Source organism: Centipeda infelix ATCC 43532 (genome assembly GCF_000234095.1).
Classification (GTDB): Bacteria; Bacillota; Negativicutes; order Selenomonadales; family Selenomonadaceae; genus Centipeda; species Centipeda infelix.
Genome location: NZ_JH376800.1, coordinates 420,739 through 433,193, shown reverse-complemented (window position 1 = coordinate 433,193; position 12,455 = coordinate 420,739). Strand labels below are relative to the sequence as shown.

11 protein-coding genes are annotated in these 12,455 nt (G+C 59.0%); all 11 read right to left on the bottom strand.

The window, feature by feature from the left end; translation table 11 throughout:
* The 11 genes from tilS to argS all read right to left on the bottom strand — a co-directional run bounded on the left by tilS (position 1) and on the right by argS (position 12,455).
* Positions 1–1,413: a tRNA lysidine(34) synthetase TilS gene (gene tilS, locus HMPREF9334_RS10765; RefSeq protein WP_006693496.1), complete on the bottom strand. Its 1,413-nt coding sequence runs from the start codon at positions 1,411–1,413 to the stop codon at positions 1–3.
* A 94-nt stretch (positions 1,414–1,507) separates the two neighbouring features.
* Positions 1,508–1,954 carry a S1 domain-containing RNA-binding protein gene (locus tag HMPREF9334_RS10760; RefSeq protein ID WP_006693495.1) on the bottom strand — a complete coding sequence of 149 codons (447 nt, stop codon included), beginning with the start codon at positions 1,952–1,954 and terminating at the stop codon, positions 1,508–1,510.
* Between the two features lie 96 nt (positions 1,955–2,050).
* Positions 2,051–2,350, bottom strand: a complete 300-nt coding sequence (locus HMPREF9334_RS10755; RefSeq protein WP_006693494.1) for an FtsB family cell division protein — start codon at positions 2,348–2,350, stop codon at positions 2,051–2,053.
* On the bottom strand, positions 2,328–3,485 hold the full coding sequence (locus HMPREF9334_RS10750) for an MGDG synthase family glycosyltransferase (protein ID WP_006693493.1): 1,158 nt from the start codon (positions 3,483–3,485) through the stop codon (positions 2,328–2,330). Before HMPREF9334_RS10750 ends, HMPREF9334_RS10755 begins: the two co-directional genes overlap by 23 nt.
* 63 nt (positions 3,486–3,548) lie before the next feature.
* Entirely contained in the window at positions 3,549–4,325 is a 777-nt protein-coding gene (locus HMPREF9334_RS10745; RefSeq protein WP_006693492.1) for an SDR family NAD(P)-dependent oxidoreductase, read from the bottom strand.
* 74 nt (positions 4,326–4,399) lie between these two features.
* Positions 4,400–4,672: an HU family DNA-binding protein gene (locus HMPREF9334_RS10740; protein WP_006693491.1), complete on the bottom strand. Its 273-nt coding sequence runs from the start codon at positions 4,670–4,672 to the stop codon at positions 4,400–4,402.
* A gap of 141 nt (positions 4,673–4,813) precedes the next feature.
* A complete protein-coding gene (locus HMPREF9334_RS10735; RefSeq protein ID WP_006693490.1) occupies positions 4,814–5,506 on the bottom strand; it encodes an SAM-dependent methyltransferase in 693 nt (230 codons plus the stop codon).
* Positions 5,507–5,509: 3 nt separating this feature from the next.
* Positions 5,510–8,794, bottom strand: coding sequence for a transcription-repair coupling factor (gene mfd, locus HMPREF9334_RS10730; protein ID WP_006693489.1), 3,285 nt, complete (start codon positions 8,792–8,794; stop codon positions 5,510–5,512).
* Entirely contained in the window at positions 8,791–10,401 is a 1,611-nt protein-coding gene (locus tag HMPREF9334_RS10725) for a CTP synthase (protein WP_006693488.1), read from the bottom strand. Before HMPREF9334_RS10725 ends, mfd begins: the two co-directional genes overlap by 4 nt.
* Positions 10,402–10,417: 16 nt before the next feature.
* Positions 10,418–10,747: a DNA-directed RNA polymerase subunit delta gene (gene rpoE / locus HMPREF9334_RS10720; RefSeq protein WP_006693487.1), complete on the bottom strand. Its 330-nt coding sequence runs from the start codon at positions 10,745–10,747 to the stop codon at positions 10,418–10,420.
* Between the two features lie 49 nt (positions 10,748–10,796).
* Positions 10,797–12,455, bottom strand: coding sequence for an arginine--tRNA ligase (gene argS, locus HMPREF9334_RS10715; protein WP_006693486.1), 1,659 nt, complete (start codon positions 12,453–12,455; stop codon positions 10,797–10,799).

Below are 12,455 nucleotides of genomic sequence, written 5' to 3'. Positions count from 1 at the left end.
TCACACAGGTTGTTGGGAAGCACCGTCCATGTCAGCAATTTCTATTTTCAGAATATCCGTGCAGGATTCTGTCACGGGCGCAAGCGTACTGCGCCGCCCACCCGCAATCCAAAAAATCTCATGCGAGTCCACAAGTGCAAGCAAGGGAATGGAGTCCCTCTCCTCGCGCGGAATTTTATCGTCGATCAAGATGTCCTTGAGTTTCTTTCGCCCGATCGGGAGCCGCATATAGTCCCCCGCACGCCGCGTTCGCAGCACAAGCGGCGGCAATACGGCAAGGTCGGCATACACCGCCGTCCGTTCTTCTACGCTGTGCCAATCGTCTACTGTCATACAGGTTATGCGATTGATTTGAAGCGCCATACCCTGAAAGTTTATTATAGCATATTCGCGGACGAAAGGAAGCAAAATTTCTTCCTTTTGTGCGGAGGTTTTTTCGTACGCACGGACCAGGGTCAAAACGCCATAGCGGCTGTGCGCAACCCAACCATACGGCATTTCGGCACGCGTCGCTCCCTTTGCTGAGATGAGTGCACGCAGACGCTCCTCGTGGAGATAGGAGAAATCCTGCGCTGCCCCCGTCTCCTGCATCCAAAAAAGGCGCAGAACGCGCCGCTGCATGGCGGGATGCATTGCGCGCAGCGCAGCGAGTGAAAGCCCGTCCACACACAGCGCTCGTTGAAACGCCTCATGGGAAAGCTCCGTAAGAAACGCATCCTCCTCGGCGGCAAGCGCACTGAGACGCATAAGCGCCTGGCGCACAGCGGGATTGTATGTACGCGCGATCTGCGGCAAGAGCTCGTGCCGAATGCGGTTGCGCCGTGCATCCAATGCGTCATTCGTCGCATCATGGCGCGGCATCAGTCCCCGCTCCGTCACATATGCCTCGATTTCTGCGCGTGTGACACTGAGAAACGGCCGCAGATGCCGACCGTCCCACACCCGCATTGCTGCAAGCCCCGCAGGTCCCGTACCGCGCAGGATGCGCAGGAGTACCGTCTCCGCAAGATCATCCGCGTGATGTGCAAGGACGAGTGCGTCACAGCCGTGCTCCATCTGCACACGATGGAGAAAGTCATACCGACAGACACGCGCAGCCATCTCAAACGAGAATCTATGTGCACGCGCATAGGTGGGCACATCGCCTGCGCCGCAGACGAACGGAATTTCCCGCGCCCGACAGAACGCCTCTACAAAGTGCGCATCCGCAAGTGAATCCTCTCCGCGTATCCCATGCTCGTAATGCGCACAGATAAGCTGCGGACCTTCTGTCCTCCGCAGAGTGTCCAGCGTGTCCAGAAGGGCAAGTGAATCCGTCCCGCCGGAACAGGCAACGAGAAGTGTACGTGCGGAGCAAAAAAAATCATGCGCGCGCAGGATGTGTTCCACAAGTTTCTGCACAGTCAGCTCCATGAAAAAGGGCACTCCGAACGGAGTGCCCTTTGTTATCCTCATATGGACAGGTGCGCTGCGCGCACAGTCACTTTGGCATCAGCACATCCCTGTTTCAGCCACGGCGTGAGCCACGTCCACCGCGCTTGGAATCCGTCTTGCGGCGCAGATCGGTCAGTCGCTCGTCGCTGTCCTTTAGGAAGCGCGACAGCTTGTCCTCGAAGGAAGGAGACCCCATCTGCCGCGAAGCGGCGGTGCGGCGCAGATCGCGTGGGGGGCGCGGCGGACGCGCAGGAGGTGCAGCCGCCTGTGCCGATACTGCCGGCTTATCCTGAAGAGCCTTGATCGAAAGGCCGATCTTCCCACGATCATCCACGGTAAGCACCTTGACCTTGACCGTATCCCGCTCACGGAGGAAATCGTGCACATCGTTCACATAGACATCGGCAACCTCTGAGATGTGGATCAGTCCCGTCTTTCCCTCGGGGAGCTCGACAAAAGCGCCAAAATTGGTGATGCCTGTTACGATGCCCTCTACTACACTGCCAACTTCGATGGCCAATACAATTCTTCCCTTCAACTACAAACCGACGGGGTTGCCCCCAGTATCATTACCCGCTCATTATACAGGGGAGATGTACGCTATGTCAAGGAGTTCTCAGTTGCCGTTTGCACGCTTTCCCGGTGCGTAGGGAAGTTCCCCCGCACCCGTCATGCCGAGTTCCTCTCGTGCCAGCTTCTCGATATAGGGAAGCTCGCCCAAACGCTGCTTTTCCGCACGCAGGCGATCATTCTCCGCCTGCGCTGCCGCGAGCCGCTCCGATGCGAGCCGCTGATCTTCGTGCACATGGGAGAGATACAGTCCCTGCGAAACGATCATCGAACCAAAATAACCAAGTATGAGCAGTACCGTGATGACAAACCAGCGCGGTCTCCTAGGGTTGCTTCTCCGTGCCATGCGCCGCTCCTCTCTTCCTTGTCAGCTGCTCCATCAGAATTGCCGCCACATGCTGAGCCGCATCCGCGCGCGCGCAGTCATGCGCAGCCCTGCGCATTTCCGAAATGTGATGTGCCAGAATTTCCTCCACCGCGGGCGCCATTGCTTCCCCCGGATGCAGCCACACGGAAGCTCCGCGCCGCGTCGCATAGACGGCGTTCTCCGTCTCAGGCCCTGGGATGGGGTCATGCAGGAGGAGTGGGAGCCCCGCTGCAAACGCCTCACTGATCGTCAGCCCGCCCGGTTTCGTGATGAGGAGATCCGCAGCGCACATCAGCGTTGGAATCTCATCGGTGTAGGAAAAGACGCGGATGACGTGACGCGATGTGCGTGCGACAGTGCGCGCGTGTTCTTCGAGCACCGCGTTTCGCCCTGCAACAACAAGGATCGAAAGCCGCAGCTTCACCTGCTCAAGGGCCGCGAGCGTCCGATCCATTCCTCCGAGACCAAGCCCTCCGCCCATGAGGAGGATCGTCGGCAGATCTTCGGCCAGCCCCGCATGCGTCTGTGCCGCACTGCGTTCCAGTCCATAGTCCGCGCGCGCGATCGGGATGCCCGTCGCGTGCACCATGTGTGTGTCAAAGCCGCGTGCCGCCATCCCCTCTGCCATCGCCTCGGTCGCGACAAAGTAAACATCGACGCCGGGAACAAGCCAGATGGCATGCAGGGCATAGTCCGTCAGCAATGCGGCAAGCGTGAAGGATGCTCCATGCCGTGCACGCCAGAGTGCAGCCGCTCCCTCAGGGAACGGATGCGTCGCGATGACGAGGTCAGGGGCATATGCCCTGATAACCCGTCCCACAGTATGCACCATCACCTGTGCGAATGCACCGCGTACAACGCCGCCGCTCGCATTCTTGCCCGCAACGCGAAAGAACACATCGTAGAGATCGGGAACAAAGCGCAGCATCAGGAGATAGATACGCTTCATCAGATAGTGGATGATGGAGATATCACGTGCCATAAAGTCCACCACATCCACCTGCATCGTCGCCGCCGCAGGATGTGCCGCAAGTGCCGCGCGGATTGCTTCTGCCGCACGCGTATGCCCGGAGCCGATGGATGCCGTCAGAATGAGAATACGGACGTGCTCCATGCTCCACCTCCTCGCACAATTATGTCTATAATATCACATTTTTTCGCCATGGACAAAACTTTTTTACGAAGTCAAGCCACCATCAACACGGTAAATGCTCCCCGTCACCCACGATGCCGCGGAGGAGGCGAGAAACGCGATGACAGCGGCGATTTCCTCGGGGCTCCCGATGCGCCCCAGAGGATAGTGCGCCGCCATTTCTCTCAGCTGCTCCTCACGAGGCAGGATCGGAGAAAACTGCCGCTCCGTCAGGGGGGTGAGCACATCGGCTGGCGCAACGGCGTTGACGCGCACACCGTCGCAAGCGAGCTCCAGCGCGAGCGAACGCGTAAAGGCGATGACTGCCCCCTTCGTCGCTGCATACGCCGCACAGAAATAGTTGCCGTGCAGCCCCGCATCCGAGGCGACACTCACAATATTGCCGTGCGTCTCCCGCAGATGCGGCAATGCTGCCTGCGTCAGATAAAAGACTCCCTTGACGTTCGTCGCGAGCAGATCCTCAAGCAGATCCCCCGCAAGATCATCAAGCCCCCCCTCTGCATAGATTCCGGCAGAGTGGATGAGTACATCGAGCGTACCAAACGTACGGATCGTCTCCTCCAACACATGCGTGCAGTCCGCACGTCTGCGTACATCAGCGGACACAAAGAGGGCGCGTTCCCCCTCTGAGAGAGTGACAAGCGCAGCGCGTCCGCGTCCCTCATCACGCCCCACAAGGGCGACGCATGCCCCTCCTGCAAGAAAGAGCTTTGCACAGGCAAGCCCGATTCCCGAAGTGCCGCCCGAGATCAGCACCACTTTCCCTGCAAAAGCATCAGCGGCAAAAATTTTCTGTTCCATACCATCACACCAACAGATAAAAAAACCGGACTCCCAATCGGAAGCCCGGTCTCATGTTCAAGAGAACCCTTGTCTTAGTTCACAGAATCCTTCAGAGCCTTGCCAGCCTTGAACACAGGCGACTTGGAAGCCGGAATGTCGATCTCCTTGCCCGTCTGCGGATTGCGGCCCTTGCGAGCCTTGCGCCCCTTCACCTCGAATGTACCGAAGCCGATCAGCTGAATCTTGTCACCCTCGGCAAGTGCGTTCTTGACCGTCTCAAATACGGCGTTGACCGCCTTCTCCGCGTCCTTCTTCGTCAGGCCTGCCTGCTCTGCTACGTTTGCGACCAATTCCTGCTTGTTCAAAGTAGCATCCTCCTTTAGATATTTTCCATTTACCTTGCAACCCTAGGGTCGCGCTGTCATGAGAGAATTTAACAGAATTACCTAGAAAAATCAAGTGGAAAAATAAAAAAAGCGATTTTTTCCCTAAAAATATAGGTTTTTTTACCCATTCCCCCAAAAAACAGGGATATATGGGATGAAGAGTGTGGTCAGATGGTCGATATCCTCCTGCCAATCGAGTTCAAAAAGCGGGATGCGCACAACACGTTCATCGGGAAGTCCCAGATGATGCAGATAGATCACCTCCTGCGTATCAGGGAAATGCTCCATGAGGAGGATCTTGAGATTCGAAGCAAGCTCGCGCGAATAGAGCTGCGTGATGATGAGATCCTGTGCGGGCGGAGCCGCAACCGCTTCCTCGTCCATCGCGTCGATGATGGACAGACCGTCCGCAGGGTCGACACCGAGTGCCGCAAAAAGGGGCTCCAAGAAGCTCATCGCAGGCAGAATCTCAAGCGGTATCCCATCTTCCATCGCCCGTTCGCGCAGCAGCTGCACCGTGCGTTCGGCAACGAAGGGACTGCCCGGAACGAGATAGAGCACATCAGATGCTTTGACACGCTCCATGAGATCGTTCACAATGCGCTCATAGAGTTCATCAAAATCCTCGGCGTCCTCGTAAAAATCGTCATATGTCTCATAGCGGATTCCCGCCGCATCCAGAGCCTCCACCGTCGGATGAATGTGCGTGCGCAGGAGGATGTGCGCCGCCATCTCAATGCGCGTCCATGTGCCGCGTGTCATCAGCTCCGCGCCGGCGGGACCAAGCCCCGCCACCGTCAATTGATATGCCATGTCTCACTCTCCACTTGCCATCTTCACAACTTCCAATGCGGTATCCAAGATCTCTCTGCGCTCCTTCGGCTGAAGGCGGATGCGGTAACCGTCGCCCTCAGACAGAGGACCGACGCGACGCCCGAATGCACGATCCAGACGCATAAGTACCGGCAGCGGCAGTTTCTCGACCTCCCCCATGGTGATATCCAGAGCATCTCCCTTCGCTGCAATGCTGCGCGCGCCAAAACTGCGCGCATAGTTCTTAATGCGTGCGATGTCGAGGAGTGCGAGTACGGGCTTCGTCGGTTCGCCGAAACGGTCGATCAGTTCATCGAGCAGTGCCTCCAAATCCTCGTTTGTGCGCACGGCGGCGATCTTCTGATAGACCTCTATCTTGTGCATGGCATCATCGATGTATCCGCCGTCGAGGTACGCCTCGACGGGCAGGTCAATGACCGTCTCCACGGGCGGGGGCGGCGGCGCTTCTCCCCGCCTGCGTGCCACAGCTTCCTCAAGCAGTTTCACATACATCTCAAAGCCGACGCCCGCAATATGTCCATGCTGCTGTGCGCCGAGGAGGCTGCCCGCCCCGCGGATCTCGAGATCGCGCATGGCGATCTTGAAGCCCGAACCGAGCTGCGCGAACTCCTTCATCGCCTGCAGACGCTTCTCCGCCGTCTCACTGAGGACCTTGTCACGCCGATAGGTGAAGTAGGCAAACGCCATCTTTGCCGAGCGCCCGACACGCCCACGCATCTGGTAGAGCTGCGAGAGCCCGAAACGGTCGGCATCATAAATGATGATCGTGTTCGCATTGGCGACATCGATCCCGTTCTCGATGATGCTCGTCGCAAGCAGGATGTCATAATGCCCCTCATAGAAGTCCATCATGACCTGCTCAAGGATGTCCTCATTCATCTGTCCGTGTGCTGAGGCAATGCGAGCCTCGGGCACGAGACGCAGCAGATGCTCGCGCATACGGTCGATGCTCTCCACGCGGTTATATATAAAGTAGATCTGCCCCCCGCGCGCCAATTCACGCTCAATCGCACTGCGCATCATCGCATCGCTGCTCTCCACAACGTAGGACTGCACAGGCAGACGGTCGGCAGGTGGGGTCTCGATGATGCTCATATCGCGCGCACCCGCGAGCGACATATGCAGCGTACGCGGGATGGGCGTTGCCGAGAGTGTCAGCACATCGACCCCTGCTGCAAACTCCTTGATCTTCTCCTTCTGCGTGACGCCAAACCGCTGCTCCTCGTCCACGATCAAAAGGCCTAGATTCTGAAATCGGACGCGCTTGCGGTTGAGGATGGCGTGCGTCCCAATGAGGATGTCCACACGCCCCCGCGCTACCTCATGCAAAGTTGCCGCTTGTTCGCGCACGGAACGGAAACGGCAGACCACATCCACCTTTGGTGCGAAGTCCGCAAAACGGGCGGCAAACGTCTGGTAGTGCTGCTGTGCGAGAACCGTTGTGGGCACGAGAACGGCCACCTGAAAGCCGTCCATTGCCGCCTTGAACGCCGCACGCACAGCGACCTCCGTCTTGCCAAAGCCCACATCACCGCAGAGCAGACGATCCATGGGCTTATCACGTTCCATATCACGCTTGATCTCCGCGATGGCACGCAGCTGATCCTCCGTCTCCTCGTAGGGAAACGCCTCCTCGAACTCACGCTGCATGGCATCGTCGGGCGTAAAGGCATGCCCGTGTGCAAGCTGCCGCTGTGCATAGATCTCAAGCAGATGATCGGCGATGTCCTCCACGGACTTCTGTGCCTTCGCACGCGCACGCGCCCAATCTGCCGTCCCCATGCGATGCAGACGCGGTGCGGCTCCCTCTGACCCGATGTACTTCTGCAGCAGCCCGACCTGATCCGTCGGCACGAAGAGTTTGTCATCTCCGCCATACAGAATACGGAGGTAGTCACGGTGAACTCCTGCCACCTCAAGCGTCTCCACGCCGAGGTATTTCCCAATACCATGCGAGACATGGACAACATAGTCGCCGGGTGCAATCTCGCGGAAGTGGCGGATCCGTTCCCCCGCCGATGCCGTACGGCGCAGCTTCGCCTTGTGCCGTCCGAAGATGTCCTGCTCCGTGAGCACGGCGATCCGCGCTCCACTCAGCTCAAAACCCGCGCGCAGACTACCAGAGGCAACGGCGACAGCACCGTCCTGGGCATCGCCCTCCCTGCGCACGATGACAGTGGGGAGCTTCCATCCCATCAGCATATCGCGGACGAGATTTGCCCGCTCCACCCCACCCGCGAGCACGAGCACCTGCATTCCATCCGACAGATAACGGCGCAGCTCACTCTCAAGGAGGTGAAACTGCCGCCCGAATGCCGTCATAGGCACCATTTGAAAGGCAATGAGCTCGGCGGGCGTACATGCGGGAAAGGAGCGGCTCATCAGTGCGGCAAAGACCTCGTGACCCGCCATGCCCGCCGCAACGATCTCCTCCCACGAAAACAGGCGTGCCGCACGCCCCTCATCTTCCTGCACAGCATCCGAAAGTGCAGCGATGAGACGTGACGGCTCATCGAATACCGTCACCCCCTCTGCCCCGAGGTACGACAAAAAGCACGCCTCCCCCTCGTCGTCCGCTGCGCGCAGCGGCATGATGGAAGCCGTGCCAATGTTCTTGATCGAACGCTTCGTCAGAGAATCGTACTCGCGCATGGAGTCAATCTCCGTATCAAAGAGCTCCACGCGAATCGGAGAGAGCGCATTGATCGGAAAGATGTCGACGATGCCGCCGCGTACACTGAACTGCCCAACATGCTCTACCTCGGGCGCGTGCTCGTAGCCAAGTGCCGAAAGGCGTTCGATCAGCACCTCACGCGGCAGCTGTTCCCCAAGCCGCAGGGAGAGTGCCGCACGCGAGAACTCCGCCGAGCTCAGCCCCTTTTGCACCGCTGCGCCAATGTCCGCAAGCACGATGATCGGCTCGCGGCGCAGGAGACGAGCGAGGATGTTCATGCGCTGTGCCGAGCGTTCCAGTCCCTTTGCCGCGCCTGGTGCAGCGAAGTCCATGCGGTCCAGTTCGGGCAGCTCATAGACATCCGCCTCCGGCAGCAGTGCCGTCAGATCTTCCTGCCACGCACGCAACGCCTCGCGCCCGCTCGTGACAATGGCGAGCGGGCGCGGATTGCTGTCATAGGCGGCTGCAACGGCGGCGTGCTTCATCGAGCCGGCAAAGCCGTATGCGAGTGTCTGCTGCGGAGCAGCGGTCAGGGTCTCCACGAGCTGCCCGACCGCACGATCCGCACGTAGGATAGAAAAGAGTGCGTTCATTTGGGAGCTGCGGCGAGTGCCGCGCGTACAAAGCCTGCAAAGAGCGGATGCGGATGGTTCGGGCGCGATTTCAGCTCCGGATGGAACTGCGAGGCAACAAACCACGGATGATCCACGATCTCCACGACCTCCACGAGGCGGTTGTCCGGACTTGTGCCCGCAATGACCATCCCCTTCTCCTCAAGCTGCGCGCGAAACGCGTTGTTGAATTCAAAGCGGTGACGATGCCGCTCGCTGATCTCCCCCTCACCGTACTCCTCGCGCGAACGCGAGCCGTCCGCGAGGAGACAGGGATAGGCGCCGAGGCGCATCGTGCCGCCCTTCTCCTCGACATCCTGCTGATCCTCCATCAACGCGATGACGGGGTGCGGTGTCTCCGGCACAAACTCCGTGCTGTGCGCGTTTGTCAGCCCCGCGACATGGCGTGCAAACTCAATGACGGCACACTGCATTCCGAGACAGAGCCCGAGGAACGGGATCTCATGCTCGCGCGCGTATTGGATGGCGCGGATCTTCCCTTCGACACCGCGGTCGCCGAATCCGCCGGGCACGAGGATGCCCTTGCACCCGACAAAGAGCTCGTCGAGATCCACGTTTGGATTCTCGAGCTCTTCCGCATTGATCCACGTAATTTTGACCTGCGCATCGTTCTCGATGCCGCCGTGATGCAGTGCCTCCGTCACTGACATATAAGCATCGGGCAGGGCAACGTATTTGCCGACGACGGCGATCTTCACCTTCTTCGCAGGATGATTGATCTTAAAGACCATCTTCTCCCACGCCTCCATGTTGGATGGGTCGAAGGTCATTGCCATCTTCTCAAGCACAATACGGTCAAGCCCCTCCTGCTGCATCATCAGGGGGACTTCATAGATCGTCGATGCCGTGCGGTTCTCGATGACCGCATCCGCATCCACATCGCAGAACAGCGCGATCTTCTCCTTCATGTCGCGCGGGATCGGCTGCTCCGTACGGCAGACGAGAATATCCGGCTGAATGCCGATGGCACGCAGCTCCTTGACGCTGTGCTGCGTCGGCTTCGTCTTGAGCTCGCCCGCCGCACTGATGTAGGGCAGCAGTGTGACATGGATGTAGAGCGCATCGTTCTTGCCGACTTCCTTCTTGACCTGACGGATCGCCTCAAGGAACGGCAGGCTCTCGATGTCGCCGACGGTACCGCCGATCTCCGTAATGACGACATCGGCGTTGTCCGCCTTTGCCACGTCATAAACACGCTGTTTGATCTCGTTCGTGATGTGCGGGATCACCTGTACGGTCGAGCCAAGGTAGTCACCGTGACGCTCCTTGTTCAGGACGGAAGAGTAGACCTTGCCCGTTGTAATGTTCGAGCGCTTTGTGAGGTTGATGTCGATAAAGCGCTCATAGTGCCCGAGATCGAGATCCGTCTCCGCGCCGTCGTCGGTGACGAACACCTCGCCGTGCTGGTAGGGGCTCATCGTGCCCGGGTCGATGTTGATATAGGGATCAAATTTCTGGATCGTGACCTTCAGCCCGCGGTTCTTGAGCAGACGCCCGAGCGATGCTGCCGTAATGCCCTTTCCGAGCGATGAGACCACGCCGCCCGTGACGAAAATATACTTTGCCATGCCGTTCCTCCGCACGTTAGTTTTGAATACTCTCGAGCTTCTTCTTGCGTGCTGCCTCCTTCGTAATGGCGGTCTTTGCCGCCCCTCCGGACGCACGTGACGATGATCTCTTGACCTCGGGCGGAACCCACTCGGTCAGTCCCCATTTGCCCTCGCCTTCATAGTGAAAACGACTGTCCATGTTCATCATCGTATAGATCTCGGAAATTGCCATTGCAAGCGACTGCACAGGCTTGTGCTTCGCCTCGATGACCTCGGTAATGAGCTCCTTGTAGTGCATCGGCTTTTTTTTCTGCGTGAGGATATGATGGGCAATGTCCATTTCCGCCATTTGTTCAAAATCCATGAATACGCTCCTTTCAGAGAGTTACGGAACACTGATGATCCGCACTTCCTTACATCTTCTCCGGCGCCGAAACACCGAGTACACCGAGGCTGTGACGGATCACGCGCCCCGCTGCCAGCACGAGGGCAAGGCGCGCCGAGGCAAGCGGCGGCTCCTGTCCGACAATGCGGCATTTGTTGTAAAACGAATGGAATGCGCCCGCCAGTTCGTGACTGTAGCGCGCAATGCGCTGCGGTGCAAACTCCGCCGCCGCACGCGCGATCTCCTCGGGATAGGCGGCGATCTTCTTGATGAGCGCAATCTCCGTCTCGTCCGTCAGAAGTTCCAACTCCACTCCGTCCCGCACGGCAATCCCCGCCTCGTCCGCCTGGCGGAAGATGCTGGAAATGCGCGCATGTGCGTACTGGATGTAGTACACGGGGTTTTCATTCGACTTCTTCGTCGCAAGGTCAAGATCGAAGTCGAGCTGGCTGTCCAGTGAGCGCATGAGGAAGAAATAGCGCGCTGCATCGACGCCAACCTCCTCCATCAGCTCACGCAGCGTGACCGTCTCGCCCGTGCGCTTGCTCAGCTTCACGAGGGCACCGTCCCGATAGAGGCTCACCATCTGCAGGAGCAGCACCGTCAGCTCCTCGGGATCGTGTCCGAGTGCCGCCATCGCCGCCTTGACACGTGCGACATAACCGTGGTGATCCGCGCCCCAGATGTTGATGAGGCGGCCGTAACCGCGCCTGTATTTATCATCATGGTAGGCAATGTCCGCTGCGAGATAGGTCGGAACACCGTTGTCGCGGAAAATGACGCGATCCTTATCGTCGCCGTAGTCCGTCGAGCGCAGCCAGACCGCCCCGTCCTTCTCATATGCCGTGCCGCGTTCGAGGAGCACGTCCACAACACGCCGCACAGCATCGGGATGCAGCGTGCGCTCGCTGTACCAGCGGTCGAACGTCACGCCGAAATCCGCGAGATCCTCCTCAAGTGCTGCGAGCTTCTCACGATAGGCGACATCCTGAAACAGCTTCAGACGCTCCTCCTCGGGAAGTTCGAGATACTTGTCCCCGTCACGGTCGATGATGCGCTGCGCCGTCTCCACAATGTCCGCCCCGTGGTAGCCGTTCTCGGGGAACTCCACGGGCTTTCCCAGCAGTTCCAGATAGCGCGCATTCACCGACACAGCGAGCAGATTCATCTGGTTGCCCGCATCGTTGACATAGTACTCACTGTCCACCGTATAACCCGCCGTGCGCAGGAGTTTCACAAGTGCCGAACCGACTGCCGCCCCGCGCCCGTGCCCGACGTGCAGAGGTCCTGTCGGATTCGCACTGACATACTCCACCTGGATGCGCGGCGCGCCGTTGGGCGGCAGCGTGCCGAATTCCTCCCCCGCCGCAAGCACAGCGCGCAGGGTGTCCGAAAGCACCGTCTTTTTGAGGTAGAGATTGAGGAAACCGGGGCCTGCGACCTCCGCATGATCGAGCCAGTCGCCCGTAAGGCGATCCCGAATCGCCGCAGCAATCTTCTGCGGGGACTGACGAAAGACACGCGCCGACTGCATGGCGAAGTTCGTCGCAAAATCGCCCAGTTCCTTTTCCGGGGGCTCTTCCAGAAGAACAGGCGGCAGTGCCGCGCCCTCGGGCAGGACGCCCTCCGCTGCAGCCGCTTCCACAGCGCGTATGAGTGCCTGTTCCATCTGCTGTTTTATATCCAC

What these genes read in the sequence shown, in the direction of transcription:
- HMPREF9334_RS10725 (WP_006693488.1), bottom strand. Translation starts at nt 10,401, where the DNA reads ATGGCAAAGTATATTTTCGTCACGGGCGGCGTGGTCTCATCGCTCGGA.
- HMPREF9334_RS10735 (WP_006693490.1), bottom strand. Translation starts at nt 5,506, where the DNA reads ATGGCATATCAATTGACGGTGGCGGGGCTTGGTCCCGCCGGCGCGGAG.
- tilS (WP_006693496.1), bottom strand. Translation starts at nt 1,413, where the DNA reads ATGGAGCTGACTGTGCAGAAACTTGTGGAACACATCCTGCGCGCGCAT.
- HMPREF9334_RS10750 (WP_006693493.1), bottom strand. Translation starts at nt 3,485, where the DNA reads ATGGAGCACGTCCGTATTCTCATTCTGACGGCATCCATCGGCTCCGGG.
- HMPREF9334_RS10745 (WP_006693492.1), bottom strand. Translation starts at nt 4,325, where the DNA reads ATGGAACAGAAAATTTTTGCCGCTGATGCTTTTGCAGGGAAAGTGGTG.
- mfd (WP_006693489.1), bottom strand. Translation starts at nt 8,794, where the DNA reads ATGAACGCACTCTTTTCTATCCTACGTGCGGATCGTGCGGTCGGGCAG.
- HMPREF9334_RS10755 (WP_006693494.1), bottom strand. Translation starts at nt 2,350, where the DNA reads ATGGCACGGAGAAGCAACCCTAGGAGACCGCGCTGGTTTGTCATCACG.
- rpoE (WP_006693487.1), bottom strand. Translation starts at nt 10,747, where the DNA reads ATGGATTTTGAACAAATGGCGGAAATGGACATTGCCCATCATATCCTC.